Origin of the sequence: Bacillus jepli (assembly GCF_047238305.1) — a bacterium.
GTDB lineage: Bacteria > Bacillota > Bacilli > Bacillales > Bacillaceae_L > Ferdinandcohnia.
Genome location: NZ_JBDFMO010000001.1, coordinates 823,025 through 848,775, shown reverse-complemented (window position 1 = coordinate 848,775; position 25,751 = coordinate 823,025). Strand labels below are relative to the sequence as shown.

General features: G+C 37.6%; 27 protein-coding genes and 2 pseudogenes. 27 read left to right on the top strand and 2 right to left on the bottom strand.

Features of this window, described 5'->3' with window-relative positions; genetic code table 11:
* Positions 1–46 precede the first annotated feature (46 nt).
* The 7 genes and pseudogenes from ABC371_RS04320 (at position 47) to ABC371_RS04290 (ending at position 6,195) form a co-directional block, all read left to right on the top strand.
* Complete coding sequence (locus tag ABC371_RS04320) at positions 47–1,003, top strand: ring-cleaving dioxygenase (RefSeq protein ID WP_412895720.1); 957 nt, start codon at positions 47–49, stop codon at positions 1,001–1,003.
* 303 nt (positions 1,004–1,306) lie between these two features.
* Positions 1,307–1,441, top strand: coding sequence for a BA3454 family stress response protein (locus tag ABC371_RS04315; RefSeq protein ID WP_116353964.1), 135 nt, complete (start codon positions 1,307–1,309; stop codon positions 1,439–1,441).
* A 42-nt stretch (positions 1,442–1,483) separates the two neighbouring features.
* Entirely contained in the window at positions 1,484–2,167 is a 684-nt protein-coding gene (gene rpiA, locus ABC371_RS04310; protein WP_412895719.1) for a ribose-5-phosphate isomerase RpiA, read from the top strand.
* A 44-nt stretch (positions 2,168–2,211) separates the two neighbouring features.
* Positions 2,212–3,726: a glucose-6-phosphate dehydrogenase gene (gene zwf, locus ABC371_RS04305; RefSeq protein WP_412895718.1), complete on the top strand. Its 1,515-nt coding sequence runs from the start codon at positions 2,212–2,214 to the stop codon at positions 3,724–3,726.
* Positions 3,727–3,800: 74 nt separating this feature from the next.
* Entirely contained in the window at positions 3,801–4,694 is an 894-nt protein-coding gene (gene gnd / locus ABC371_RS04300; protein ID WP_412895717.1) for a phosphogluconate dehydrogenase (NAD(+)-dependent, decarboxylating), read from the top strand.
* Positions 4,695–4,699: 5 nt separating this feature from the next.
* Positions 4,700–4,780 (top strand): annotated as a pseudogene (locus tag ABC371_RS04295) (fructose-6-phosphate aldolase); the annotation flags it as partial.
* A 77-nt stretch (positions 4,781–4,857) separates the two neighbouring features.
* Complete coding sequence (locus tag ABC371_RS04290; protein ID WP_412895716.1) at positions 4,858–6,195, top strand: glucose-6-phosphate isomerase; 1,338 nt, start codon at positions 4,858–4,860, stop codon at positions 6,193–6,195.
* A gap of 101 nt (positions 6,196–6,296) precedes the next feature.
* Here the strand turns inward: ABC371_RS04290 and ABC371_RS04285 are convergent, their stop codons facing one another.
* A complete protein-coding gene (locus ABC371_RS04285; RefSeq protein ID WP_412895715.1) occupies positions 6,297–6,599 on the bottom strand; it encodes a winged helix-turn-helix transcriptional regulator in 303 nt (100 codons plus the stop codon).
* Positions 6,600–6,885: 286 nt separating this feature from the next.
* Here ABC371_RS04285 and ABC371_RS04280 point away from each other — a divergent pair, with 286 nt between their 5' ends.
* The 20 genes and pseudogenes from ABC371_RS04280 to ABC371_RS04185 all read left to right on the top strand — a co-directional run bounded on the left by ABC371_RS04280 (position 6,886) and on the right by ABC371_RS04185 (position 24,336).
* A complete protein-coding gene (locus tag ABC371_RS04280) occupies positions 6,886–7,380 on the top strand; it encodes a hypothetical protein (RefSeq protein WP_412895714.1) in 495 nt (164 codons plus the stop codon).
* A gap of 85 nt (positions 7,381–7,465) precedes the next feature.
* Positions 7,466–7,894, top strand: a complete 429-nt coding sequence (locus tag ABC371_RS04275; protein WP_412895713.1) for a MarR family winged helix-turn-helix transcriptional regulator — start codon at positions 7,466–7,468, stop codon at positions 7,892–7,894.
* 125 nt (positions 7,895–8,019) lie between these two features.
* Positions 8,020–8,958, top strand: coding sequence for a ring-cleaving dioxygenase (locus ABC371_RS04270; protein ID WP_412895712.1), 939 nt, complete (start codon positions 8,020–8,022; stop codon positions 8,956–8,958).
* 32 nt (positions 8,959–8,990) lie between these two features.
* Positions 8,991–9,935, top strand: a complete 945-nt coding sequence (locus ABC371_RS04265; RefSeq protein ID WP_412895711.1) for a ring-cleaving dioxygenase — start codon at positions 8,991–8,993, stop codon at positions 9,933–9,935.
* Positions 9,932–10,537 (top strand): alpha/beta hydrolase, encoded by a 606-nt coding sequence (locus ABC371_RS04260; RefSeq protein ID WP_412899278.1) that lies wholly within the window; start codon positions 9,932–9,934, stop codon positions 10,535–10,537. The genes ABC371_RS04265 and ABC371_RS04260 overlap by 4 nt, the downstream gene beginning before the upstream one ends.
* 188 nt (positions 10,538–10,725) lie before the next feature.
* Positions 10,726–11,433, top strand: a complete 708-nt coding sequence (locus tag ABC371_RS04255; RefSeq protein WP_412895710.1) for a pirin family protein — start codon at positions 10,726–10,728, stop codon at positions 11,431–11,433.
* A 1-nt stretch (position 11,434) separates the two neighbouring features.
* Positions 11,435–11,707, top strand: coding sequence for a hypothetical protein (locus tag ABC371_RS04250; RefSeq protein WP_412895709.1), 273 nt, complete (start codon positions 11,435–11,437; stop codon positions 11,705–11,707).
* A gap of 694 nt (positions 11,708–12,401) precedes the next feature.
* Positions 12,402–12,956, top strand: a complete 555-nt coding sequence (locus ABC371_RS04245; RefSeq protein WP_412895708.1) for an NADPH-dependent FMN reductase — start codon at positions 12,402–12,404, stop codon at positions 12,954–12,956.
* Between the two features lie 183 nt (positions 12,957–13,139).
* Positions 13,140–13,469: an ArsR/SmtB family transcription factor gene (locus ABC371_RS04240; protein ID WP_412895707.1), complete on the top strand. Its 330-nt coding sequence runs from the start codon at positions 13,140–13,142 to the stop codon at positions 13,467–13,469.
* Between the two features lie 95 nt (positions 13,470–13,564).
* Positions 13,565–14,863 carry an arsenic transporter gene (locus ABC371_RS04235; protein ID WP_412895706.1) on the top strand — a complete coding sequence of 433 codons (1,299 nt, stop codon included), beginning with the start codon at positions 13,565–13,567 and terminating at the stop codon, positions 14,861–14,863.
* A 13-nt stretch (positions 14,864–14,876) separates the two neighbouring features.
* Positions 14,877–15,299: an arsenate reductase (thioredoxin) gene (gene arsC / locus ABC371_RS04230; protein ID WP_412895705.1), complete on the top strand. Its 423-nt coding sequence runs from the start codon at positions 14,877–14,879 to the stop codon at positions 15,297–15,299.
* A gap of 59 nt (positions 15,300–15,358) precedes the next feature.
* Positions 15,359–15,739 carry a hotdog domain-containing protein gene (locus ABC371_RS04225; protein ID WP_412895704.1) on the top strand — a complete coding sequence of 127 codons (381 nt, stop codon included), beginning with the start codon at positions 15,359–15,361 and terminating at the stop codon, positions 15,737–15,739.
* A gap of 48 nt (positions 15,740–15,787) precedes the next feature.
* Positions 15,788–16,303 carry a spermidine/spermine N(1)-acetyltransferase gene (gene paiA, locus ABC371_RS04220; protein WP_412895703.1) on the top strand — a complete coding sequence of 172 codons (516 nt, stop codon included), beginning with the start codon at positions 15,788–15,790 and terminating at the stop codon, positions 16,301–16,303.
* Positions 16,304–16,548: 245 nt separating this feature from the next.
* Entirely contained in the window at positions 16,549–17,586 is a 1,038-nt protein-coding gene (locus tag ABC371_RS04215) for an ROK family transcriptional regulator (protein WP_412899277.1), read from the top strand.
* A gap of 2 nt (positions 17,587–17,588) precedes the next feature.
* Positions 17,589–18,812 carry an MFS transporter gene (locus ABC371_RS04210; RefSeq protein WP_412895702.1) on the top strand — a complete coding sequence of 408 codons (1,224 nt, stop codon included), beginning with the start codon at positions 17,589–17,591 and terminating at the stop codon, positions 18,810–18,812.
* Positions 18,791–18,886 (top strand): annotated as a pseudogene (locus ABC371_RS04205) (acetyltransferase); the annotation flags it as partial. The gene ABC371_RS04210 and the pseudogene ABC371_RS04205, both read left to right, overlap by 22 nt.
* Positions 18,887–19,272: 386 nt before the next feature.
* Positions 19,273–20,820, top strand: coding sequence for an NADH dehydrogenase subunit 5 (locus ABC371_RS04200; protein WP_412895701.1), 1,548 nt, complete (start codon positions 19,273–19,275; stop codon positions 20,818–20,820).
* Entirely contained in the window at positions 20,801–23,416 is a 2,616-nt protein-coding gene (locus tag ABC371_RS04195) for a DUF2309 domain-containing protein (RefSeq protein WP_412899276.1), read from the top strand. The genes ABC371_RS04200 and ABC371_RS04195 overlap by 20 nt, the downstream gene beginning before the upstream one ends.
* 49 nt (positions 23,417–23,465) lie before the next feature.
* The gene (locus tag ABC371_RS04190; protein WP_412899275.1) at positions 23,466–23,831 is read left to right on the top strand and encodes a Na-translocating system protein MpsC family protein; all 366 of its coding nucleotides are present in this window, start codon (positions 23,466–23,468) and stop codon (positions 23,829–23,831) included.
* A gap of 13 nt (positions 23,832–23,844) precedes the next feature.
* Entirely contained in the window at positions 23,845–24,336 is a 492-nt protein-coding gene (locus tag ABC371_RS04185; protein ID WP_412895700.1) for a carbonic anhydrase, read from the top strand.
* Between the two features lie 165 nt (positions 24,337–24,501).
* Here ABC371_RS04185 and ABC371_RS04180 read toward each other — a convergent pair whose 3' ends face one another.
* Positions 24,502–25,701 (bottom strand): phosphoglycerate dehydrogenase, encoded by a 1,200-nt coding sequence (locus ABC371_RS04180; protein WP_412895699.1) that lies wholly within the window; start codon positions 25,699–25,701, stop codon positions 24,502–24,504.
* Between the last annotated feature and the right edge of the window lie 50 nt (positions 25,702–25,751).

Below are 25,751 nucleotides of genomic sequence, written 5' to 3'. Positions count from 1 at the left end.
TTACCATATCACTTGACTAGTAAAATGATAAGAGGAGAGAGTACCTATGTATACAATTCCAGGGCATCATCATATTTCAATGATTACAAAGGATGCAAAACAAAATAACCATTTTTATCGTGAGGTTCTCGGACTACGACGTGTGAAAATGACAGTAAATCAGGATGATCCATCGATGTATCACTTATTTTATGGAGATAAAACTGGAAGTCCTGGTACCGAGCTATCATTTTTTGAAATTCCTCCAGTGGGGAGGACGCATCGAGGCACAAATGCCATCACTCGAATTGGTCTGCTTGTGCCTACTGAAAGCAGCTTAACTTATTGGAAAGCACGTTTTCAAGAATATGGTGTAAAACACAGTGAAATCACAACATACGCCAATAAGCCAGCCTTACATTTTGAAGATGAAGAAGGTTTGCGTATGGTGTTACTGGTATCAAACGGTGAAAAAGTTGAACACTGGGATACATGGGAAAAGTCAAATGTTCCCGAAGAACACCAAATTCAGGGCATGGGTTCAGTGGAAATCACAGTACGCAGACTTGATAAATTAGCAAGAACCCTCACAGAGATGTTTGGTTATACGCAAATCTCACGTATGGAAGAGGAAGCCATTTTCCAATCCGTCCAAGGGGAAGTATTTGGAGAAATCGTTGTGAAATTTTTAGATGGCCCTACTGAACGACCTGGACGCGGCAGTATTCATCATTTAGCGATTCGTGTTAAAGATGAAACGGAGCTTGCCTACTGGGATGAACAGGTTCGAGCACGTGGCTTCCATACATCTGGCATTGTGGATCGCTTCTACTTTAAGAGCTTATACTTTCGTGAATCAAACGGTATTTTATTTGAAATTGCAACAGACGGACCTGGTTTCACAATTGACGGTGATATTGAAACACTAGGTGAAGCATTAGATCTTCCACCATTTTTAGAAGATCAACGTGTTGAAATCGAAGAAAATCTAAAACCAATTGAGGAGCCTATTGATTTCAGGTGACCTGTATCATAAGGGAGAAAATGCAGGTGTAACTTCTCATGTAAAGTAAGCCGAATATAAAAAAACATATAAAGAGATAGTAAATATTTTTAAAAAGAATAATGATTGTCCATTAATGAAACTCTCACTGTTTAAGCAGTGAGAGTTTCATTGAATTATATATCTTGAATTCAAGATGTTTTTTTCTTGACTAAAAATAATACGAAGGTTATTATTGGTTACATAAAGTACCTTTGGTTACTAATAGTGACTTGTTATAAAAAGATACACAAAATAAATATTTTTCAGATAGGAGTGAATTATATGGTTGAGGTTACCTTGAATCTTGAGTATAAAGGCAAAAAATATCTAACAAACGTCATTGTTAAGAAAGGGACACCTCAAAGTCAAATATTCCGTATCGCGGAAGAGCAAATTAAGAAGCAATGGCAAAATTAAAGTAAAAGTCGAATCTCCAAATAGGAAAGGAGAAAGTATCCTTTGAATGAGAAAAAAGAGGTTGGAGAAAAAGCTTTGGATTATATAAAAGATGGAATGGTAGTTGGTCTAGGGACTGGAACGACAGTGTTCTATACCATCACTAAACTTGGAGAACTCGTTCGGAATGGACTTTCGATTAAGGGAATTCCTACATCAAAAGAAACTGAAAAACTAGCTAAGGAAGTCGGAATCCCACTTGTTTCATTTAGCGAGGTTGAACAAATTGATGTGGCCATCGATGGCGCTGATGAGGTAGATCCAGAATTAAACCTCATCAAGGGGGGCGGAGGTGCCCTGTTACGGGAGAAAATCATCGCACATGCAGCTAACACTTTTATTGTAGTTGCTGACCCAGATAAAAACGTTGCAAAATTAGGATCTTTTCCATTACCTGTTGAAGTGCTGCCATTTGGCATTGAAATGACAAAGAAAAAGATACAAGAACTTGGGCTTATCCCCCATTTAAGACAAGTTCAGGGAGATCCATTTCGAACGGATAATGGTAATTATATTCTTGACTGTCGTTTACCAGATAAGATGAATCTTAAAGAATTAGAAAGAGCTCTTAACCTAATACCTGGCGTTATGGAAAATGGGTTATTTCTCGGAATGACTGATAAATACATTACGTTGGACAGAGAGAAAGATAACTCTGTTTTAGTTAGACATAGAAATAAAGGGTAGTGATTTACAACAACCTTCAATTATATTTACAAGGAGGATTTAAATTGGAATCAATGACTTTTGTATTATTCGGATCAACAGGTGATCTAGCCAAAAGAAAGATTTTCCCTGCATTGTACAACCTGTTTATTGATAAAAAATTACCACAACCAATATCGATAATTGGACTTGGAAGAGCTGATCTCTCTCATAGGGACTTTCAAGAAAAAGTGAAAGACTCTATCTTTTCTTTTTCACGACGTCTTGAACATGCTCCTGATGAAATGGGTGATTTTCTAGATTTATTTCGCTATAAGGCCCTTGATGTTACCAATAAAGAAGGGTATAAACCATTACTTGAGATGGTGAAGCAGCGAGAAGCAGAACTACATATCAATGAAAATCGAGTATTTTACCTTTCTGTGGCTCCTGAGTTCTTTGATGTTATTGCTTTAAACATCAAAGAAAGTGGTCTTGGGAATACCACGGGCTGGAAACGATTGATGATTGAAAAACCATTCGGACATGATCTGCAGTCAGCTCGTGAATTAAACGCTAAGCTCAGTGGTGCGTTTGAAGAAGAAGAAATTTACCGGATAGATCATTATCTAGGGAAATCAATGGTTCAAAATCTTGAAGCTCTTGAATTTGCAAATCCAATCTTACAATCTATATGGAACAAAGATTACATTGCAAATGTTCAAATAACAGCGAGTGAAACAGTGGGTGTTGAGACAAGAGCAGGCTATTACGACCAGGCAGGGGCCATCCGTGATATGGTTCAAAATCATATGCTTCAACTGTTAATGATGACTGCTATGTCCTTACCTAAGGAGATTAATGCAACGGAAATTCGGAATGAAAAGCGTAAGGTCATGGAAGCGGTTCGTCCACTGAATAAAGAAGAAGTTCGCTTTAATATTATTCGTGGGCAATACGGTGCAGGGGAGAGTAATGGTAATCAAGTTGCAGGCTATACAGAAGAACCTGGAGTAAATCCTTCTTCTAAAACAGATACATTTATTTCAGCTCGTATTTGGATCGATAATCCATTCTGGAAAGGTGTACCTTTTTATATACGAACTGGAAAAAGAATGAAGGAAAAATCAACACGAATCGTAATTGAATTTGAAAATATACTGAATTCACCTTATGAAAATACGAATCAAGAAATTGAGCCAAATTTATTAATTATTGAAATAGGTCCAGATGAAAATATCTCACTCCAATTGAATAGTAAAAATTCAACAAACAATAGCATAATTGAGCCTGTTCGAATTAACCTTTCGCGTGAAGTTACAGGAATAGGAGCGCCGGAAGCATACGAAAGAATCATTCATGATGCTTTCATTGGTGATTCAACATTCTTTGCACATTGGAAAGAAGTCGAGTTGTCATGGGAGTGGGTTCAGCCTATTCTTGAAGCATTTGAAGAAGACCTTGTTCCGCTACATGAATATCAGTCAGGTTCGAATGGTCCAAAGGCGTCCGATTCATTGTTAGAAGAGCAGGGATTTAAATGGTGGTTAGATGCAAGAACCCAAAGTCAAGAAGCTAAAGAATTAGTAGGAATGAAATAAGATATTCTGGGTCTTTTACAAAAATCCAGAACAAAAACTATAAGTCTATAACACTATTATTGGAGGAATACAACATGAAAGTCGGTTTAATAGGATTAGGAAAAATGGGTTTTAACTTAGGACAAAATCTTATCGATAATAATCACGAAGTAGTAGCATACGATGTGAACCCAAGTGCTGTTGATGAAATGAAGAAATACGGTGCTTCCGGGGTATCAAGCTATAAAGAACTAGTTGAGTCTTTAGAGAAGCCAAGAATTATCTGGATAATGGTCCCCCATTCTGTGGTAGATTCCGTCATTGATGAAGTTGCACCATTTCTAGATAAAGATGATATTGTGATCGAAGCTGGAAATTCTCACTATAAGGAATCTATCCAACGTTACAATGATTTAAAGAAAATTGGCGTACGATTCATGGATGCTGGTACTTCAGGTGGAATGGAAGGGGCACGAAATGGTGCTTGCTATATGATTGGCGGCGATCCAGAGGCATGGGAACAGGCTGAACCTATTTTTAAAGATACAGCCGTGGAGAATGGTTTCTTGTATGCAGGGAAAGCAGGAAGTGGGCACTTCTTAAAGATGGTTCATAATGGGATCGAGTATGCCATGATGGCCGCGATTGGAGAGGGCTTTGAAGTACTTGAAAAAAGCGAGTTTGATTATGATTATGAAAAAGTAGCTAGAGTGTGGAATAATGGGTCCGTTATTCGTTCTTGGCTAATGGAGTTAACAGAGAATGCATTTTCTAAGGATGCCAATTTGGATGAGATTCAAGGAATTATGCACTCCTCAGGTGAGGGAAAATGGACGGTTGAAACGGCGTTAGATCTACAAACAGCTACTCCAGTTATTGCGATGTCACTATTGATGCGTTACCGCTCATTAGAAAATGATACCTTCACAGGGAAAGTTGTAGCAGCATTACGAAATGAATTTGGTGGACATGCTGTCGTAAAAAAATAATAAAAATGAAATTCTTTATAAATACTGCTAACCTAGATGATATTAAAAAAGCGTATAAGATTTTCGTTTTATTAGGCGTTACAACAGTACAACTAGAATAAAGGGATTCCATTTATGGTAGTCCCTTTCTACATAAATTTAAGAAAGAATAGGAGAAATATATATGTCGATTACTTTTGATTATTCTAACGCACTATCATTCATGCAAGAGCATGAGGTTGACTATTTAAGTGAATTTGTAAAGGTAGCTCATGAAATGCTCCACGAGAAAAGAGGGCCAGGTTCTGATTATCTTGGATGGGTTGAATTGCCACATAACTACGACAAAGAAGAATTTGCTAGAATCAAAGCAGCTGCCGAGAGAATTCGTAACAATTCGGACGCTTTGGTCGTAATCGGAATTGGCGGTTCATACCTTGGTGCAAGAGCTGCAATCGAAGCCCTATCACATACATTTCATAACCAAATGAATGACAAAACGCAAGTTTATTATGTTGGACAAAATATCAGTGCCACATATGTTTCTCACTTATTTGACGTGCTGAAGGACAAAGATATTTCAGTAAACGTTATTTCAAAATCAGGAACAACAACAGAGCCTGCACTTGCATTTCGTATCTTCCGAGAGTATATGGAGAAAAAGTATGGAAAAGAAGAGGCGAAAAAACGTATTTACGCTACAACAGATCGCGCAAAAGGTGCATTAAAAACACTTGCAGATGAAGAAGGATATGAAACCTTTGTCATCCCTGATGATGTCGGCGGCCGATACTCCGTATTAACAGCGGTAGGATTATTGCCGATTGCTACAGCAGGGCTAGATATTGATAAAATGATGGCTGGTGCTGCAGCTGCAGCTGATAAATATAGTAATCCTAACTTAGCAGAAAACCAAAGCTATCAGTATGCAGCAGTTCGAAACGCACTTTATCGAAAAGGGAAGTCCATAGAACTATTGGTTAACTTTGAACCATCTTTACATTATGTATCTGAATGGTGGAAACAATTATTTGGGGAAAGTGAAGGAAAAGACCAAAAAGGACTCTATCCAGCTTCTGTTGACTTCTCTACTGACCTGCATTCGATGGGACAATATGTACAAGAAGGTCGAAGGGATCTTATTGAAACAGTTGTGACTGTAAAAGAACCTAAGCTCGATATTACAATCGGTGAGGAAGCATCTAATCTAGATGGCTTAAATTATCTAGCTGGAAAGACAATGGACTATGTGAATAAGAATGCAGCACAGGGTACGGTGTTGGCACATGTAGACGGCGGAGTTCCTAACCTATCTGTAGAGCTTGACAGACTAGACGAATTTACGTTTGGAGAAATGGTTTACTTCTTTGAAAAGGCTTGTGGTGTTAGCGGCTTACTAATGGGAGTAAATCCATTTGATCAACCTGGAGTAGAAGCATATAAAAAGAATATGTTTGCGTTATTAGGTAAACCTGGCTATGAAAAAGAAAGAGCTGAATTGTTAGAGCGTATTTCTAAGTAGGGTGACTATATAAAAGAGGATGCTATATGCGTGTATTGCATCCTCTTTTTATGTCAAAAAAATACTGCTTGTTCAAGCAAGCAGTAAGAGTTTAGAAATCATCATAACCAGTTATTAGCCCAATCCTCAACAGTTTTTAATGCCTTTCCCAATTCATGTCCCTTTTTGGTTAGTGAATATTCCGTTCGTACGGGACGATCTGTAATCACGTTTCGAAGGACCAATCCGCAATCTTCGAGTTCTTTTATCCGTTCGTTAAGCATTCTTTTACTTAAATCAGGAATCGAGGCATGTATTTCACTAAACCGTTTAGGTTCTTCCATTAAAGTGTGAACAATCAATCCCATCCATTTTTTTCCGATCATATGATATAATTCTTCAACCTTTGAGCATTCTCTCTCCATGACTATACACCTCCTATTTTAGTAATCATCTATATACACAAAAAGTAACAAGGTAATGTAATGTTTAATTAAATTATATCCTAAACAGACCATTATAAAAAGGGAATATTATGAATGAATTATGACAAAATTAAGGAATAGTAGTAACAATACTATAGAAAAATAATAAGTTGCTATTTATTTATACTAATTATTACTTGTTGACTAAAAGTAACCTTTGATGTACTATTGGTTACATAAAGTAACCTAAGGTTTCACCTAATAAATACGATAGAGGAGATAGAGAATGATGCAAATATTAGACGCAAAAGTGATTGATACCAAGTCAGGAATGGAAACATATTTAGATATTCAAAAAAATGTCCATGTTGCCGATCTACGCATTTCAACAGAATACAGTCCTTTTTTCGATATTAAGATAGGAATTGAATATTATCGTTTGATAGAACAGAACTATTATGATAGCCAGGTCAACTACTTTTGGATAAGAATACATCCCGAGATGAATACTATTGCTTTATTAGAACCTGAAATACAAAACATTTTTAGTATTAAAGATGTAAATGAAAGAGTGGCAACAAAAAAATTAATTGGGGAATGGTTAATTAACACAAATGCTTTTAAGTCTTCAATAAAAAATCTTATTAAAGAAAAGAATACTGAAAATGTGGTAACAGAAAAAGACATTCGAGAAACATTACGCACCATCGAATTATTAGAAAAGACACTCGAGCTGAAAACAGAGGATATATTAAAGGCTGAAGTCAAAAAAGCTAGTTAAGTTATTGACACATGATTTTTAATGTATTACTATTATCTTGAATTCAAGATATTTTAAATTGAGATTCTTTTGAGGAGGTGCAAATATGGCCCGAAAATGCACAAACCAACCATTTTTAATTTTGATGCAAACATCTAGAGCAATCCAAGATAGAATCAGAGACGATATGATGAAAAATAACTTGAGCATAACTGAATTTTCAGTTCTAGAAGTGCTTTTTCATAAAGGTAAACAAACCATTCATCAAATTGGTAAGAGCGTATTGATTACAAGCGGTTCAATGACATATGTAATCGATAAATTAGAACAAAAAGGATTACTAAAGCGAAGTGCTTGTCCAGATGATCGACGAGCGATACATGTATCGTTAACGACTGCTGGAAGTGAATTGATGAATAAAATTATGCCTGAACATGAGGATTGTGTTGATAGTATTTTTGATTCACTAAATTCTCAGGAGGTAGATACTCTGATAGATTTATTAAAAAGAGTAAAAGAAAAGGTAGAAAATTAAGGTCAATTTAGTATTGACATTTTTCAGAAGTAATATCTTGAAATAAAGATACTTAAATTAAAGATAAATTGTGAAGGTTGAATGGTTTTATTTAAATAAAAACCAAAAATAGGAGTGAAATAAAAATGAGTAAAAAGACAATGGGAATTCATCACATAACTGCAATAGTAGGTCATCCACAAGAAAATGTAGATTTCTATGCTGGTGTTTTAGGATTACGATTAGTTAAAAAGACTGTGAATTTTGATGATCCGGGAACGTATCATTTATATTTTGGGAATGAAGGTGGAAAACCAGGGACAATCATTACATTCTTCCCTTGGGCAGATGCCTATCAAGGAAGAATTGGAGATGGCCAAGTAGGTGTTACTTCTTATGTTGTTCCTAAAGGAGCATTGGATTTTTGGAAATCAAGATTAGAAAAATTTAATATTTCTTTCACTAAAATAAACCGTTTTGGAGAAGAATATTTGGAATTCGCTGATCCACATGGACTTCACCTAGAAATTGTCGAAAGAGAAGAAGGAGAAATCAATAATTGGACATTCGGAGAAGTAACCCCCGAAGTGGCAATAAAAGGTTTTGGTGGAGCGACATTATTTTCATCCCATCCAGATAAAACAGTAGAATTACTAGAAAAAGTGATGGGTCTTGAATATGTAGATAGGGAAGGGGATTTTGTCCGATATCGTTCTTCTGCTGATATTGGAAATATCATAGACCTAAAGGTGGTTCCAACTGGAAGAGGACAAATGGGGGTTGGAACAGTTCACCACATTGCATGGAGAGCGATTGACGACAAAGATCAATTGGATTGGCAAAAATACATTGCAGAAAATGGATATGGTGTAACCCCTGTGCAAGATAGAAATTATTTTAATGCGATTTACTTTAGAGAACACGGTGAAATTTTGTTTGAAATTGCAACAGATCCTCCTGGATTCGCACATGACGAATCACACGAAACAATGGGAGAACAATTAATGTTACCTGCACAGTATGAACAATATAGAGAGCAACTCGAACATCGTTTAATTCCTATTCAGGTGAAACAATTAGATTAATAAGCAAATTATGAATGAATGGAGAGAATGAGATGCAAAAAACATCTGGTATCCATCATATAACAGCAATGGTTAACGATGCCCAAAGGAATATTGATTTTTATGCAGGTGTACTTGGACTTAGACTTGTTAAAAAAACCATAAATTTTGATCGACCAGAGGTGTATCATCTGTACTTTGGAAATGAAACTGGGGATCCAGGAACCGTTATTACCTTTTTTCCATGGCTCAAACAGCTAAAAGGTCGAATTGGAATGGGGCAAGTCGGGGTAACGAGCTATTCTATACCACTCGGTTCTTTAGAGTTTTGGAAGAATCGCTTGAGTAAGTTCAGTATTGATTTCACATCATCCATTCGCTTTGGAGAAAGATATGTAACATTTAAAGATCCAGACGGTCTTAAATTGGAACTAATAGAAAGAAGTGAAGGTCTCAACAATACTTGGAGTTTCGGTGGAATAAAAGCCGAGAATGCAATAAAAGGTTTTGTTGGAGCAACTTTAATTTCCGCACAACCCAATAAAACGGCTGATGTCCTTGAGAATGTATTAGGTCTAACATGTATTGGTGATGAAGAGGGTATTCTACGATACAGGTCCGATGGCTTACATGGAAATGTCATTGATATTAAGTTAACCCCTTCAGTTAGAGGTCTTATGGGAGCAGGAACTGTTCACCATATCGCATGGAGAGCAAAGGATGAAGAGGATCTTCTCAGATGGAGAAATCTCCTTCAAGAAAAAGGCTATTATCCAACAGAAGTACGGGATCGACAATATTTCAAAGCTGTTTATTTTCACGAAGAGGGCGGCATTCTTTTTGAAATAGCAACAGACCCACCTGGGTTTTCGGTAGATGAGTCAAATGTTGAACTAGGTGAAAAACTTATGCTTCCTACATGGCTTGAGTCAAAACGAGAAGAATTAGAAGCAATCTTACCAGCTGTTAAGGTTCGCGTATTGGAAGGAGACAAATAATGAAACACATATTTAACAAGGGTAAAAATCCTGAAAAACCTACATTGTTATTACTACACGGTACGGGAGGTAACGAATTAGATTTGTTACCTCTTGCAGGAAGAATAGATGATGAGGCATCCGTATTAAGTGTTCGTGGAAATGTCCTGGAAAATGGCATGCCTCGATTCTTCAGAAGGTTAGCAGAGGGTGTTTTTGATATAGAAGACCTTATTTTCAGAACAAAAGAATTGAATGAGTTTCTTGATGAAGCTGCGGTGAAATATGAATTTGATCGAAATAACATCTTAGCAATTGGATATTCAAATGGAGCAAATATTGCAGCTAGTCTTTTGTTCCACTATCAGGATGCATTAAAAGGAGCGATTCTTCATCACCCAATGGTTCCTCGTAAAGGGATTGATCTTCCTGATTTAACAGGGAAGTCCGTATTTATTGCTGCTGGAACAAATGATCCAATCTGTTCTCCGATGGAATCGGCTGAGTTGCAGTCTTTATTAGAAAAGGCAAATGCAAATGTAGAAATTCATTGGGAAGATAGAGGCCATCAGTTGACAGCGACAGAAGTTGAAGCTGCTGCACAATGGTATAAAAATTTATAACTATTTAGATTAATGGAAGTAAGCTGTTATCAATAAGTCGTTTGCTATTCAACGAGAATGCAAATGAGATAAAAAGAGCCGCTTAAATGTAGAAGCACCTGTTAACCTAGTATAATAGGTGGAAATTGACAATTTCAGGTTTTTACTATATATTTATCTTGAATTCAAGATATCTAGAGGTGAGATAAATGATTCAAAGGTATCCTGCGGGATCTCGGTACTCTGTTAAAAATGATTGGTTAGAGAGCAATCTTAGTTTTTCATTTGGTGAGTACTATGATGAGGAAAATATCCATTTTGGTCCACTTCGTGTGTTTAATGATGACACCGTACAAGCCGGAAAAGGATTTGGTATTCATCCGCACAGGGAAGCGGAAATTGTTTCGATTGTATTGCGTGGTCAGCTAAAGCATGAGGATAGTCTAGGGAATAGTGGGATCTTACAATTTGGAAATGTACAGCGTATGAGTGCTGGAACTGGTCTACTCCATTCTGAAATGAATCCTTCTCCTGATGAGGAAGCAAGCTTTTTACAGCTATGGTTTAAATCTTCCCAAAAGCAATTACCTCCTTCCTATGAGGATATTTCTTATAATGTTGATTCAATGAGGAATAAGTTGTTACCTATCGTTTCCGCAGCTCCAACCAATGGAGCAGCGAAAATTCATAGTGATGTTACATTATACTTATCTAAATTAGATGCGGGAGAAGAGATCTTCTATCAACAAGAACAAGGAAGAAAGATGTATGTTTTTGTGATTGATGGGGAGCTTGTTTTAAACAATGACGTTGTTGTTGGACAAAGAGATAGTGCACGTATAACTGAACTAACTGAACTTACGTTAAAATCAACAAAAGAAACCTTCTTTTTATTGATAGATTTGGGTGGTGCCTAATATGTTATTGATTCGTCATTCGATTGGAAGCCGACTCTTTTATCAAACAGATGAATATGAGATTCATCCAGAGCAAGACAAGTGGGTCATATCTCTTAAAATATCCGATGAAGGTGCCAAAGAGGTCATTAAATTTAAAGAGGAATTGAATCTGTTTGATGTCGAGGAGAACCAAAAGACTTGGTATTATTCATCAGATGGTAATGTTGAATATAATCAGGAAAAGTGCACAATTACGATTACTGCAGATCATAAAACAATCTATCCAGTTTAATAAAAGGTATATCACGTGATCGAAAAACGATAAACGATATACCGCAACTGGGCTCAACGGTATATCACGTGATCAAAAAACGATAAACGATATACCGCAACTGAGCTAAACGGTATACCAGGTGATCGAAAAACGATAAACGATATACCGCAACTGAGCTCAACGGTATATCAGGTGATCGAAAAACGATAAATGATATACCGCAACTGGGCTTAACGGTATATCACGTGATTGAAAAACGATAAATGATATATCGCAAACGAGATAAACGGTATACCACGTGGCTGAAAAACGATAAATGATATATCGCAAACGAGCTAAACGGTATAACACGTGGCTGAAAACGATAAATGATATACCGCAAGCGAGCCTAACGGTATATCACGTGATCGAAAAACGATAAACGATATACCGCAACTGGGCTCAACGGTATATCACGTGATCAAAAAACGATAAACGATATACCGCAACTGGGCTTAACGGTATATCACGTGATTGAAAAACGATAAATGATATATCGCAAACGAGCTAAACGGTATACCACGTGGCTGAAAACGATAAATGATATACCGCAAGCGAGCCTAACGGTATATCACGTGATCGAAAAACGATAAACGATATACCACAACTGAGCTAAACGGTATACATCAAGCTATAAAACGATAAATATCATCACTTGAAAGGGTGCTTTGTAATGGCAAAAATAGGTATCATATTAGGTAGTCTTCGAAAAGAATCTTTTTCAAAAAAAATCGCAAATAATGTAGCTTCATTGTTCCCAGAAGGATATGAAGCTGAAATTGTAGAGATTGGAAATCTAGCTTTGTATAATCAGGATTTCGATGATGAGAACAATGCACCAGCAGAGTATACTACATTTCGTAACAAAATGAAGGAAATTGATGCTGTCTTGTTTATAACTCCAGAATATAACCGCTCAGTACCAGCTGTCTTAAAGAACGCTTTAGATGTGGGGTCTCGTCCATATGGAGCAAGCGTATGGGATGGAAAACCGGCAGCAATTATTAGCCAATCTCCAGGGAATTTAAGTGCTTTTGGTGCAAACCATCATTTACGCCAATCCCTTGTATTTTTAAATATGCCTATAGTTCAACAACCTGAGGCATATATTGGGAATGTTATTGGTTTATTGGATGATGAAGGTAAAATCAAGGATGAAGGAACAGTTGAATTTTTACAATCCTTTGTGAATGCATTTGTTGATTTAATAAGAAGATATCAAAACTAATATTTAAAAAAGATAACTCAACTCAACCTGAGGGTTTTCCGGTACTTCTCTGGAGCCTTCGGGTTTTTTTGTGTGTCCAGTAAATCTTAAATAAATCAATTTTTTTTGATTTATGTATTGCGTTTAATCAGGAATTAAAATATGATTCAAATATCAAAAAAATTTGATGAAAGGAGGATATCGATGGAAGCAGTAAAACCAACTTTCCAACTATTTGAAAAAAAGTTTAAAGCTCTCGCTGATCAAAAGAGGCTAGAAATCATGTATGAGCTTTGTCAACGGGGTCAAACGTGTGTGTGTGATTTAACAGAATCCTTTGGTATTTCACAATCAAAACTTTCGTACCATCTAAAAATTTTATTAGAGGCAGATTTAATTGTTAAACAAACAAAGGGAACGTGGAGTTATTACGATATAAATGAGAAAGAAGTAAACAACCTACTCTCTGAAGAACTTTGTTGTATATTTAGAAAAACAGGAATTAAAGCAGCAAATAATAGTTGTTGTTGCTAATTTTTAACTCTTAAATCAAATATTTTTGATTTAGTGTGAATAATACACTTATCAAATATCTTAGTAATATTAACCGTTTATTGGAGGTTCAACTGTTGTCAACAACATTGGTATTAGCACTCATTATTTTTATTGCAACATTAATTTTAGTTATTTGGCAGCCTAAAGGTTTAAATATTGGTTGGTCTGCATGTGGTGGAGCAATCATTGCTCTGTTAGTAGGGGTTGTCGGATTTAGTGATGTTATGGAAGTAATAGACATTACTTGGAACGCAACATTATCATTTGTTGCCATTATCCTCATTTCACTACTATTAGATCAGATTGGTTTGTTTGAATGGGCTGCACTACATATGGCGAGGATTGCACAGGGAAATGGAATTAGAATGTTCGTCTATGTCAGTATTTTAGGTGCTATAGTTGCCGCTCTATTCGCTAATGACGGAGCTGCATTGATATTAACACCCATTGTCCTTGCTATGGTTCGAAATTTGAACTTCAAAGAAAAAATGGTGTTTCCGTTTATTATGGCAAGTGGCTTTATTGCCGATACCACTTCACTACCATTTATCGTAAGTAACCTAGTGAATATCGTATCTGCTGATTTCTTTGGAATAGGATTTCTTGAATATGCTACGAGAATGATTATTCCTAACATTTTTTCACTAGTCGCAACAATTGCAGTTCTACTTATTTACTTCAGAAAAAGTATACCTAAAACATACGATCTATCTAAATTAAGGAAGCCGGATGAAGCCATTAAAGACCAAAAATTGTTCCGCCTCTCATGGTTTGTTCTTGCGGTGTTACTAATTGGTTACTTTACTAGCGAATTCATAAATGTTCCTGTTTCCATCGTAGCGGGAATGATTGCCATCCTTTTTATTCTCATGGCTATAAGAAGTGAAGCTGTTGATACGAAGGCGGCAATTAAAGGAGCCCCTTGGAATATTGTGTTTTTTTCGATTGGCATGTATGTAGTTGTTTATGGATTAGGAAATGCAGGACTTACTTCTGTCTTGGCAGGTATGATTCAAAATGTGGCAGAGGAAGGATTGTTTGTGGCTACTGTTTCAATGGGCTTTATCGCAGCAATATTATCTGCGGTTATGAATAATATGCCAACAGTTATGGTTGATGCCTTAGCCATTGCAGAAACGAACACGTCAGGATTAATCCGAGAAGGTCTCGTTTATGCAAATGTGATTGGATCGGATTTAGGTCCTAAAATCACTCCAATTGGTTCACTTGCCACTTTAGTATGGCTTCACGTTTTATCCCAAAAAGGGGTGAAAATATCGTGGGGAACGTATTTTAAAACAGGGATTGTCTTAACGATACCTATTCTATTTATAACGTTAATTGGACTCTATATTTCACTACTATTTTTCTAAAGGAGAATGAGTTATGGCAAAAAAAACGATCTACTTTCTATGCACAGGGAATTCTTGTCGAAGCCAAATGGCAGAGGGTTGGGCAAAAAAATACCTAAATCATGTTGAATGGGAAGTAAAAAGTGCGGGAATTGAAGCACATGGACTCAACCCGAATGCAGTTAAAGCAATGCGGGAAGTTGGAATTGATATATCAAACCAAAAGTCGGATATCATCGATCCTGAAATACTAAATAATGCAGAATTAGCTGTTACCCTTTGTGGGGATGCCAATGATAAATGCCCTGTTACACCGCCTAAAGTCAAACGAGAACACTGGGGATTTGATGATCCAGCAAAAGCAGAAGGAACGGTAGAAGAAAAATGGGCTGTTTTCCAGCAGGTCCGTGATGAAATTGGTGAAAGAATCAAACGCTTTGCTGAAACTGGAGAATAGTCTAAATTCGATAGGTATAATATGGTCTTACAAACTATAAAATTCAGGGGGAGTTTGCATTGGATTTAAAAGTTGGAGATATCATTCGATTTGAACGGACATTTACAAAGGAAGATGTGGATCTGTTTACAAAAGTATCTATGGATGAAGGGGACCACCATACTAATCCTGATGAACTGGGGAGAGTTGTCGTTCAAGGGTTGTTAACTGCGACTTTGCCAACAAAAGTCGGTGGGGATTACAATGTATTGGCACGTACAATGAATTTTGAGTTTTTTAGACCGGTCTTTACTGGGGATACCATTCGTTGTGAAGTAACAATCGAAAAATTGGAATGGAAGGATAATAATAGAATATCTATTATGGCAACTTTTCTTTGCATGAATCAAAAAGAGAAACAAGTATTGAGCGGGAACTTTGCGGGAGTGATAGTAGCTTAACTTATACTTGATACGATTCCATAAATAATAAAGGAGCTATCTTTCAAAATGACGGTAAAAATGAAAAAATGCAATCTTGAAGATTTACAAACACTCCAACAAATAAGTATTGTAACTTTTAATGAAACATTTAAGGAGCAGAATACACCCGAAAATATGGAAGCCTATTTGGAAAGGGCATTTAATAGAAAACAATTAGAAAAAGAATTATCCAATCCAAAGTCGCAGTTCTTTTTTGTCTATGTTTATAATGAAATCGCTGGATACTTGAAAGTCAATATCGATGATTCTCAGTCAGAAGAAATGGGGAATGAATCCCTTGAAATTGAGAGGATATACATAAAGAACAAATTTCAAAAACATGGGCTTGGTAAAGTTTTGTTAAATAAAGCCAAGGAAATTGCGGCAGAATGTAATAAAAGGAAAATTTGGCTAGGTGTCTGGGAAAAAAATAAAAATGCTATTGCCTTTTATAAGAAAATGGGGTTTGTTCAAACGGGAGCCCATTCCTTTAATATGGGGGACGAAGAACAAACGGATTTCATCATGATGAAAGGACTCTAATTAACAATCCGAAAGAAATAAATAAACATAGAAATAGTTAAAAATCAGGTTGGACCCGTTTAGGGGCCAATCTTTTTTAATTGGCAATAGAAAACCAGGGAGTTTTATCCTTGTCCTTGGGTTGCTTCCTCAAATTTAATTTGATATATTGTCATTATTATAGGGCTTATTAAAGATATTTAAAAAGTCTCGGCATACACTTATTAAACATCTTTAAAAAGTTTGTTAGAAAGAGGGAATTCATGATGGATACCAGTCCGAAAACAATAAAGAAGGCCATTCTCTATGGTATTCGTAAAACTCTTTTAGAACTAGGAAGTGCAACAAAGGTTGAACTAAGGGATAAGTTAGACATTAGTTTTCCAACAATAAGTAAGTTTCTAGCGCAGATGGAGAAGGATGGCGAAATTACTTCGGTGGGTTTGGATGAATCTAGTGGTGGGAGAAGGGCCAAAAGATATTCATACAACCCAGAGCATATGCTCGGACTCGCCATTTTCTTAGAGAAAACAGAGACCATTTATACAATTTTTAATTGTGTCGGAGAAGTGAGAGAACAAGGAAAAGCTCCCAGTGTACTAGTGGACAATGGGTTGGATTTATTAATTACATACATTAGTTCCATCATAACGGAGAATCCAAAAATCAGTTCTTTGGCTATTGGTGTTCCTGGTTCCGTTGATAATGGTCGGATTTTTTATATACCAGATTATGAGCATCTTCAAAACTTTGATCTAAAAGAATACTTGGAAAACCGTTTCTCTATACCAGTTGTAGTAGAGAACGATATGAATGCGGCAGTGCTTGGTTACCAACATAGCATGGGAAATAAGGAAAATAAATCACTAGTCTATTTATATAGCGGTCATAATGGTCCTGGTGCTGGAATTATGATAAATGGAGATGTGGTACGGGGAAGTACCTTTTTCTCAGGAGAGGTTTCATTCGTCCCACAGTATGATGATCGGAATTTTGGGCAGGCGCTAAAAATGAAAAATGGGTCAAAGAAGTCACTTATAAATGATAACCAGATTGATGCATTTAGTAGATTAATAGCATCCTTTGTAGCGATCATCAATCCACATACCATTATTTTTTGTATAGATGAAATCGAAAAAGACATCATAGATAAAATGGCAAAGGGTAGTTCAAAATATATCCCTTCAGAACATCTTCCAAAGCTGACAATTAGCGATTGGAAACAGGATTATTTGTCTGGATTACAAGGTCTTGGAATTGACCTTATGATGAATGAATTACATATTCGTAAAGGCGAGGTTTAAAAATGACATTACTCCTTTTAATTATTATTTATTTAGCTTTTATCAGCCTAGGTTTGCCAGATTCATTGTTAGGCGCAGCATGGCCAGTCATGCAACTGGATTTGGGTGCTCCACTAGAAACAGCTGGATTCCTTTTTATGACGATTGCGGGTGGTACCATTATCTCCAGTTTGATTAGCGGAAAGGTTTTAAAAAGGTATGGAACTGGAAAAGTCACATTTGTCAGCGTCTTAATGACTGCTTGTGCTTTGCTAGGCTTCCATTTTGCTCCTTCAATTGGTTGGTTAGTTGTATGTGCGATCCCACTAGGATTAGGGGCAGGAGCGGTTGATGCAGGATTAAACGATTATGTGGCTACCCATTATAAGGCGCATCATATGAGTTGGTTACATTGTTTTTGGGGAGTTGGAGCTACTTTAGGTCCTATCATTATGGCTCAGTTTATTGCAGAGGGAAACTTTTGGAGAAATGGATATTTCGTTATTTCTAGCATTCAGTTTGCGTTAGTGATCATCCTGCTATTTACTTTGCCTTTATGGAGCAAAGTAAACAATAACAGGAATATTGCTTTTAACGAAGATCTGGAACCTACGAAAGATGCATCTAGTGATGTCGTGCTTAATGATGTAAAACCTTTGCGAATTAAAGGAGTGAAGCTGGCACTTGCCTCTTTCTTATTCTATTGTGGGGTTGAAGCAACAGTAGGGCTTTGGGGAAGTAGTTTCTTGGTAAATGTAAAAGAATTAAGTCCAGCAATAGCTGCAAAATGGGTTTCTTTATATTACGTTGGAATCACAGTTGGAAGATTAATCACAGGCTTTGTTACCTTTAAAATGACAAACCGTACCCTGATTCGAGCGGGACAAATCATTGCTTTAACAGGTGCGATTATCTTATTCTTACCATTACCAACTATTTTCTCGCTTGTCGGTTTTATTGTTATTGGACTAGGATTAGCACCAATATTTCCATGTATGTTGCATGAAACGCCAGCGCGATTTGGGAAAAAACATTCTCAGACAATCATGGGTTATCAAATGGCGGTCGCTTATACGGGCACTACCTTCATGCCACCACTTCTAGGGTTCATTGCATCTCACTCAACAATTGGTATCTTACCAATTTGTGTCGTTCTTTATGTTGCTGCAATGCTACTAAGTTCGGAAAAATTAAATGGCATACTAAAGCAACAGGCTCTACGAAAGTCGCTTCGGGTTCCGTTGTAACAAAAGACGTTCCTGATAATGTGGTGGTGGTGGGTGGGAACCCGGCGAAAATAATAAAAATGATTGAAGAATGAAAGTAGATCGGACCTTAATCAGGTCCGGTTTTTCAGGTGATTTCCGAAAAGATAAAATAAAACCACTCTTGACATAAATGTTTTAAAAATAGTAAAATATATTACACAAATTAATGCTTGCCTCTGTTTCTATAAATTAATTGATTGCTTTAGCATAGAGTTAATAATTTTTTATTGATTATATGAAAAAGTGAATCTAACAAAATAGCAAATTAGAGCAAGTTGAACGGTTCAAATAGAATAAAGACGGTAGACTGTAAAAAAACCAATAGGTTCGTTTAAAGTAAACCGACAATTTTCAGCGCTTAATGGTCGTGGTGCCATTGAACATTGAAATTTGTCGGTTTTTTTATGTTTCTTAAAAAGTCGAAAGGGGGAGAGGCGAGATGCATTCATTAAATCTTTTTACACTTCAGTCGGGATTTTTTATTTTACTAGCACTCTCGTTGCTAAGTGCATTTATTTTTTTACATCCAAAGGTTCCTTTGAATTATGTTCGGACCCACATTGCCATCATCGCACTGCCTCCAATAATGGCGATAACTTTGCTTTTATTTGAAAGTGGGAGCGTGATTGTTGGACCTTGGCACATGGATTCCCTGTCTTGGTTATTGGCAGCATTTGTCCTAACAGTTGGCCTGATTGTCCAACGTTTTTCCGTTCGATATTTACTAGGGGATCGTTCATATCGTAAATATTTTGCATTATTAACACTTACTACAGTTGCTAACTCAATCGCATGGTGTAGTGATGATCTTCGTTTATTACTTATTTTCTGGGGTGTCACCCTTCTGGGATTGACGCTTCTAATTGGATTAAGAAAAGAGTGGCAAGTGGCTAAAAATGCTGCAAGAATGTCTAGTCAGCAATTTGCCATTAGCTGGTTAATCTTAGTCGTTGCAGGTGTTTGGGTTGCTCAAACTACGGGTTACTGGCAATTGTCACTCGCTTTAGATGCTGACAGCATTAATCAACTCGATGCATGGGAGAAAACCTGTATTGACCTACTTCTCATAATTGCTGTCGTGATTCCTGCTGCACAATGGCCATTCCAGCGTTGGTTGATCGATTCAGTTGTTGCTCCAACGCCAATTTCGGCTGTCATGCATGCAGGTATTGTGAATGGCGGGGGAATGATTTTATCACGCTTTTCCCCTCTTTTTAATGGCGATCCGGCACAGATTGTGCTCCTAATCTTAGCTAGTTTTTCCGTATTGATCGGAACCGGGATGATGTTGGTTCAGGTTGATTACAAACGACAGCTTGTAGGTTCTACGATTGCCCAGATGGCTTTTATGCTTATCCAGTGTGCACTAGGGGCTTATTGGGCAGCCATTATTCACGCTGTCTTACATGGGTTATTTAAAGCTACTCTTTTCTTGCAGGCTGGTAGTGCAGTTGATCAAAATCGGTCGATTTCCCGTTCGGCCCAACAACCTTCCATTGTATGGAGCGTTACCGGAGGCGCATTAGGTTTGTTCGTTGGGACCAGTTTTTGGTTGACCTCTCAAGGGGAGACGTATCAGCTTATAAGTTCAGTCATTATTGGGTGGTCCGTGTTCTACGCTTGGAAGCAGCTTATTGCCACAGGGTACGGACGAATCGGGCATGTCGTTGGATTTTCTCTGCTTCTAATATTTGGTGCAGTGTTTGTCCTCATCCACTCAGCTTTTGTTCAACTGTTGGATGAAATGGTTCCATCCGGGGGACAGCCGCCAATGTTTGTGGCCATTTTACTTCTTGTGCTCTTGTTAGCTGGAAGTGTGATAGGTGCATGGGCGGTTCGTCACCGATCATCAAAAGTATATGCCTTTATTTATCTTTGGCTTGTAAAATGGAGCGAACCTCGGAGTGAATCGATTGATAGTCATCCGAAATATTTAACTAAGCTACATGTTAAGGGGAGAATGCATGATGAATACCACATTAGCTAAAAATCTTTACTTGGAAAAAGAACTCGATGCCTTTCATCTTGATCTGGTTGATGTAGTGGAAGCGGCTAGTAAAGTGATTTCACCGCTTGGCCCAATTCAAACGTTTGCAGCTCGCAGTCCTTGGGCAGGATTAGAACAACAATCATTTGAACAAGTTGCTCGCCGACTTGAAAATGTGTGTGATGTAAATATTTATCCAAGTGACACTATGTTTCAAACGGCATGGAATCAAGGCGAGATTAACGTTGTTTTTTTAGAACAAGGGCTTAAAAGATGGCTAGATACACAGTCTTTAGAACTGTCGCGTGAGGTAGCTGAACAATACTGCAAAGCCGTACTCTTAGATCATGCATCTTCTTATAAACTGGAGGATGCCGAATTAAAGAGGTTAGTAAAGAAAGTAAGTCAATTGAAACTTCAAATTAGAAAAAATCAGGCTGTCCGTACTTATAGTCAATACTTGGAACAATTAGGTGATGGGATGGTTGGTAAAGAACTTAACCACCATATCATTAAGTGGTGTAAATTGTATGTAGACGATTCACTGGGTGGTTGGTCTATGCCGAATCGAGAGGAAGGCTTTTATCATGCGTGGCGAAAACTCGTTACATTGGATCCGGCACTTAAGACTAACGTTCGCAAGCAGTTAGATGAATTGCCTAATGATGCAGATTTAGCATTAGCGGAAGTTTTGAATAAACTAGAAATCCCTTATTTAGATATACAAGAGTATCTAGAAGCCCATCTACTTGCATTGCCTGGCTGGGCTGGTATGATGCTTTGGCGTTCTCAGCAATCCGAAATGGATGCGAAACTGTTAATCGACTATTTAGCCGTCCGAATTTCTATGGAGTGGGTCATCATCCAACCCTTATTGCCATTAAAAGAGCAAAAGATTGAGAATAGAGCACGATTGGAATCATTGATTTCAACTTGTGTTCGGTATAGCAATCTATCTGTTCAAGAGTGGAACAGGATGCCTTTACCAGAACTGAAAGCACGCATAACACTAGGGCATCACTTTGATCAAATGACCCGTCAGCGACTTTGGCTGGAAGCATGGGAAAAAACCTATGAGCATCAATTAATGAACATGGTGAAAATAAAATCAAAGCATTCCGATAGTCACGAAGATCAGATACAGGCACAATTCGCTTTTTGTATTGATGTGCGATCTGAACCTTTTCGTCGTAAACTAGAAGAAATTGGTCCTTTTCAGACATTTGGCACAGCCGGTTTTTTTGGATTACCGATTGAAACTCAGAAGCTTTGTAGTACCCATAGTCATCAATCCTTGCCGGTTATGAATAAGCCACAATTTAAAGTAGTAGAAACTTTGCCTAAGTTAGAATTAGAACAATATGAACAACGTATGCATGCGGGTCATTCCCTTGAGTCTACATTTAAGACGATGAAACACAACTTGTTTTCAAGCCTTGTGTTACCTGAAATAAGCGGACCATGGCTTGGTTTGCAAACGGTGGTCCGAAGTTTTATCCCTAGGAGCACGGATTCGGTGATTCGCAAAGTACGTAAAAAATGGCTACGTAAGCCTTCAGCTAAACTCTCACTAGACCATGTGCACGATTCTGAGTCAGAGCTACAAGTTGGATTTTCAGAAGAAGAGAAAGTACATTATGTTGAACAATCTTTAAGGACGATGGGGTTAACCGAGAATTTCGCTCCTTTAGTCGCCATTTGCGGTCATGGAAGCCGTAGCATGAATAATCCATATGCATCATCGCTAGATTGCGGAGCATGTGGAGGAGCGTCAGGTGAATTTAACGCGAGGGTGCTTGCGACTTTATGTAATCTTCCAAGTGTAAGAAAAAGCCTTGCAACGAGAGGGATTATCATTCCGAATGATACCGTTTTTGCAGCTTGTGAACATATTACATCAACTGATGAACTTCATTGGGTTTATGTTCCTGAACTCTCAGATGCAGCAAAAGAATCGCTTGAACAGATTAAAAGCGTACTTCCAAGGGTTAGTCATGAGGCGAATGCTGAGCGAATGAAGCAATTGCCAAATATCACCTCAAAGTATAAAAATCCAAGTGCAGAGGCAAGGCGTTTTGCAGATGATTGGAGTGAGGTTCGCCCTGAGTGGGGACTTGCACGTAATGCGGCGTTTATTATTGGGGAACGTGAGCTTACGAAGGAGTGTAATTTGGGTGGAGAGGTTTTTCTTCATAACTATTCTTGGAACAAAGATCAAAATGGTGAGTTGCTTGCAAGCATTATTACAGGTCCGGCAACTGTCAGTCAGTGGATTAACTTGCAATACTATGCGTCCACAGTAGCTCCACATTATTATGGTAGCGGGAATAAAGCGACCCAAACAGTCACTTCTGGAATTGGTGTCATGCAGGGAAACGGAAGTGACCTACTAACTGGTCTTCCTTGGCAGTCAGTGATGAGTTCAGATAATGAGAATTATCACAGGCCATTACGATTATTAGTTGTCATTCAAGCTCCGCAGGAACATGTGGAAAGGCTGCTTAAGGACAATTCGAATTTTCGTCAAAAGGTTCGTAACGGATGGGTTCGTCTTGCATCCATTGATCCAGAAGGTCAATGGAAGAGTTGGTCATAACTAAATCATTAGTAGATGAATTTCACTATGAAAGAAGGAACGTATCATGATGGAGAAGTCAAAAGGAGCAATTGAAGCAGAAATTAGCAAAGAATTAACACAATGGGAAAAAAGTTATCTCGGACGCGGTTCAGTTTCGGTTAAATCAGATATTTTAAGGGATATGATTATTGTTGTCTTGCGTGGTATTTTAACTCCTGCTGAATATTCCCTCTGTGAGGATCAACGAGGTCTCCTAGCCGTCAAACAAAACCGAAATAGCTTGGTAGAGTCTGGTGTTGAAGAATTAAAAAACATCATTTATACAATCACTGGACAGGAAGTCATTAGTTTTTACACAGATATTAGTACACATACTGGAGAACGGGTTATTGTCTTTAAACTTTCAACTGACTTGGAAAGCCAATTAAATTAATGGGGTGAATGCAATGAATTCAGACGAAAGAACGAAAGTGTTATTTTTAACTGAAGCAGAATACCAGCCAGAATGTTTATCCAACTATGTGAACAATATCAACCCAAAGGATATCATCATCTTGAATAGCAATGGTCGGGAAGTGTTACATCCTTTCGGCGAGATCATCAGGGATATCATCATTACTATTTACCAAGAAAAAATTAAAGAAGTTTATATTGTTGGGGACAAGGGGATTGATACATCGCGCTTGGACCAATGTACCTGTCCCTCTGTCCCTCAGGATAAACTTGAAACACTTGAGTATCTTTTCAAGAATTGTAAGCCAGAATTCCTTGGTATGAATTTGCAAGAGTGGCTAAAAGGGAACAAGTCAGCAACCGATTATGTGCAAAAAAATGCCGATACAATCCGGAACCATCCACTCGTGCCAGATGATGTAATTGTTCGTGGATTATTTATTAACACGGGAACTGAAGAAATGATTGAAGAGATGGTGTTTTAAAGGAAGAAAGAGGCACGCACCTGGAATAAATTAGGATATTACGAACCAGAAAGGGCAAGAAAGAGGTAGCTAACTGGAATAAATTAGGAAAAATTAAACCGGCGCAGGAAATAAAAGAAACAAAAGAAGCAAGGGGTAACACCACCCCTTGCTTCCTTTTTTATCTTAAATCACTCGTGCTGAAACAATTCCAGTAATTTGCTTGATTTTTTCTAGTAAACTAGGAACGATATCTCCATTTACTTTATTGTCAATGTCGATCATTGTATATGCATATTCTCCGCGGCTTCTGTTTACCATGTCAGCAATGTTCAATTCATAGTTTGAGATAGCTGATGTGATTTGACCAACCATATGAGGCACATTTTTATGGAAAGCCGTTACACGTGTTTTGCCTGTGTATGGGAGAGATGCGTTTGGAAAGTTTACTGAGTTTTTAATATTACCTGTCTCCAAGAATTCCTTAGTCTGACGAGCTGCCATAATTGCACAATTTTCCTCAGACTCATTTGTTGAAGCGCCAAGATGTGGTGTGCAAATGGTATTCTTCATTTTTAAAACATTTTCATTAGGGAAATCTGTCATATACTTTCCAACGATTCCATCTTCAAGCGCAACTGCCATATCGATTTCGTTCACAAGTTCTCCTCGTGAGAAGTTGATAATGTGAACACCTGGCTTCATGATGCTGAATGTTTCTTTATTAAACATTCCTTTTGTATCGTTCGTTAATGGAACGTGTACGGTAATATAGTCAGACTCTGCAAACAGCTGTTCAAGTGACATTGCGCGCTGAACATTACGTGATAAGTTCCAGGCGGTATCAACAGAGATAAATGGATCGAATCCGATTACGTCCATATCTAGATCAAGCGCATCGTTTGCAACTAACGCACCGATTGCACCTAAACCAATCACACCTAAAGTTTTCCCTTTGATTTCTTTTCCGACAAATTGTTTTTTTCCTTTTTCAACGAGTGCCGGTATCTGGTCGCCTTTGTCTTCTAATGTTTTTGTCCAAGAGATGCCCGCAAAGACATTACGGGATGTAGCCATTAAAGCCGTTAAAACCATTTCTTTTACAGCGTTTGCGTTGGCACCCGGTGTATTAAATACAACAATCCCTTTCTCCGTGCATTTTTGGATGGGAATATTGTTTACACCAACACCTGCGCGTGCAATTGCTTTTACATTATCGCCAAGCTCGAGGTCATGCATATTGAAACTTCGAACAACAATCGCATCAGGGTTTTCACTTTGATCATCGATTGTAAATGAACCTTTCTCGAATACCTTTAGTCCGCTTTCTGCAATATTATTTAACGTTTTAATCGTTTTTACCTGGTTTTTAAGAAGTGTGCTCATCTCGTCTACCTCTTTCCTGAACATAGATTTTAAGTATAGAAAACTATTAA

Bases quoted from the DNA above. Each gene is read 5' to 3' on its own strand.
- ABC371_RS04320 (WP_412895720.1), top strand. From the start codon at position 47: ATGTATACAATTCCAGGGCATCATCATATTTCAATGATTACAAAGGAT.
- ABC371_RS04315 (WP_116353964.1), top strand. From the start codon at position 1,307: ATGGTTGAGGTTACCTTGAATCTTGAGTATAAAGGCAAAAAATATCTA.
- gnd (WP_412895717.1), top strand. From the start codon at position 3,801: ATGAAAGTCGGTTTAATAGGATTAGGAAAAATGGGTTTTAACTTAGGA.
- ABC371_RS04290 (WP_412895716.1), top strand. From the start codon at position 4,858: ATGTCGATTACTTTTGATTATTCTAACGCACTATCATTCATGCAAGAG.
- ABC371_RS04285 (WP_412895715.1), bottom strand. From the start codon at position 6,599: ATGGAGAGAGAATGCTCAAAGGTTGAAGAATTATATCATATGATCGGA.
- ABC371_RS04280 (WP_412895714.1), top strand. From the start codon at position 6,886: ATGATGCAAATATTAGACGCAAAAGTGATTGATACCAAGTCAGGAATG.
- ABC371_RS04275 (WP_412895713.1), top strand. From the start codon at position 7,466: ATGGCCCGAAAATGCACAAACCAACCATTTTTAATTTTGATGCAAACA.
- ABC371_RS04270 (WP_412895712.1), top strand. From the start codon at position 8,020: ATGAGTAAAAAGACAATGGGAATTCATCACATAACTGCAATAGTAGGT.
- ABC371_RS04265 (WP_412895711.1), top strand. From the start codon at position 8,991: ATGCAAAAAACATCTGGTATCCATCATATAACAGCAATGGTTAACGAT.
- ABC371_RS04255 (WP_412895710.1), top strand. From the start codon at position 10,726: ATGATTCAAAGGTATCCTGCGGGATCTCGGTACTCTGTTAAAAATGAT.
- ABC371_RS04250 (WP_412895709.1), top strand. From the start codon at position 11,435: ATGTTATTGATTCGTCATTCGATTGGAAGCCGACTCTTTTATCAAACA.
- ABC371_RS04245 (WP_412895708.1), top strand. From the start codon at position 12,402: ATGGCAAAAATAGGTATCATATTAGGTAGTCTTCGAAAAGAATCTTTT.
- ABC371_RS04240 (WP_412895707.1), top strand. From the start codon at position 13,140: ATGGAAGCAGTAAAACCAACTTTCCAACTATTTGAAAAAAAGTTTAAA.
- arsC (WP_412895705.1), top strand. From the start codon at position 14,877: ATGGCAAAAAAAACGATCTACTTTCTATGCACAGGGAATTCTTGTCGA.
- paiA (WP_412895703.1), top strand. From the start codon at position 15,788: ATGACGGTAAAAATGAAAAAATGCAATCTTGAAGATTTACAAACACTC.
- ABC371_RS04215 (WP_412899277.1), top strand. From the start codon at position 16,549: ATGGATACCAGTCCGAAAACAATAAAGAAGGCCATTCTCTATGGTATT.
- ABC371_RS04210 (WP_412895702.1), top strand. From the start codon at position 17,589: ATGACATTACTCCTTTTAATTATTATTTATTTAGCTTTTATCAGCCTA.
- ABC371_RS04200 (WP_412895701.1), top strand. From the start codon at position 19,273: ATGCATTCATTAAATCTTTTTACACTTCAGTCGGGATTTTTTATTTTA.
- ABC371_RS04195 (WP_412899276.1), top strand. From the start codon at position 20,801: ATGAATACCACATTAGCTAAAAATCTTTACTTGGAAAAAGAACTCGAT.
- ABC371_RS04190 (WP_412899275.1), top strand. From the start codon at position 23,466: ATGGAGAAGTCAAAAGGAGCAATTGAAGCAGAAATTAGCAAAGAATTA.
- ABC371_RS04185 (WP_412895700.1), top strand. From the start codon at position 23,845: ATGAATTCAGACGAAAGAACGAAAGTGTTATTTTTAACTGAAGCAGAA.
- ABC371_RS04180 (WP_412895699.1), bottom strand. From the start codon at position 25,701: ATGAGCACACTTCTTAAAAACCAGGTAAAAACGATTAAAACGTTAAAT.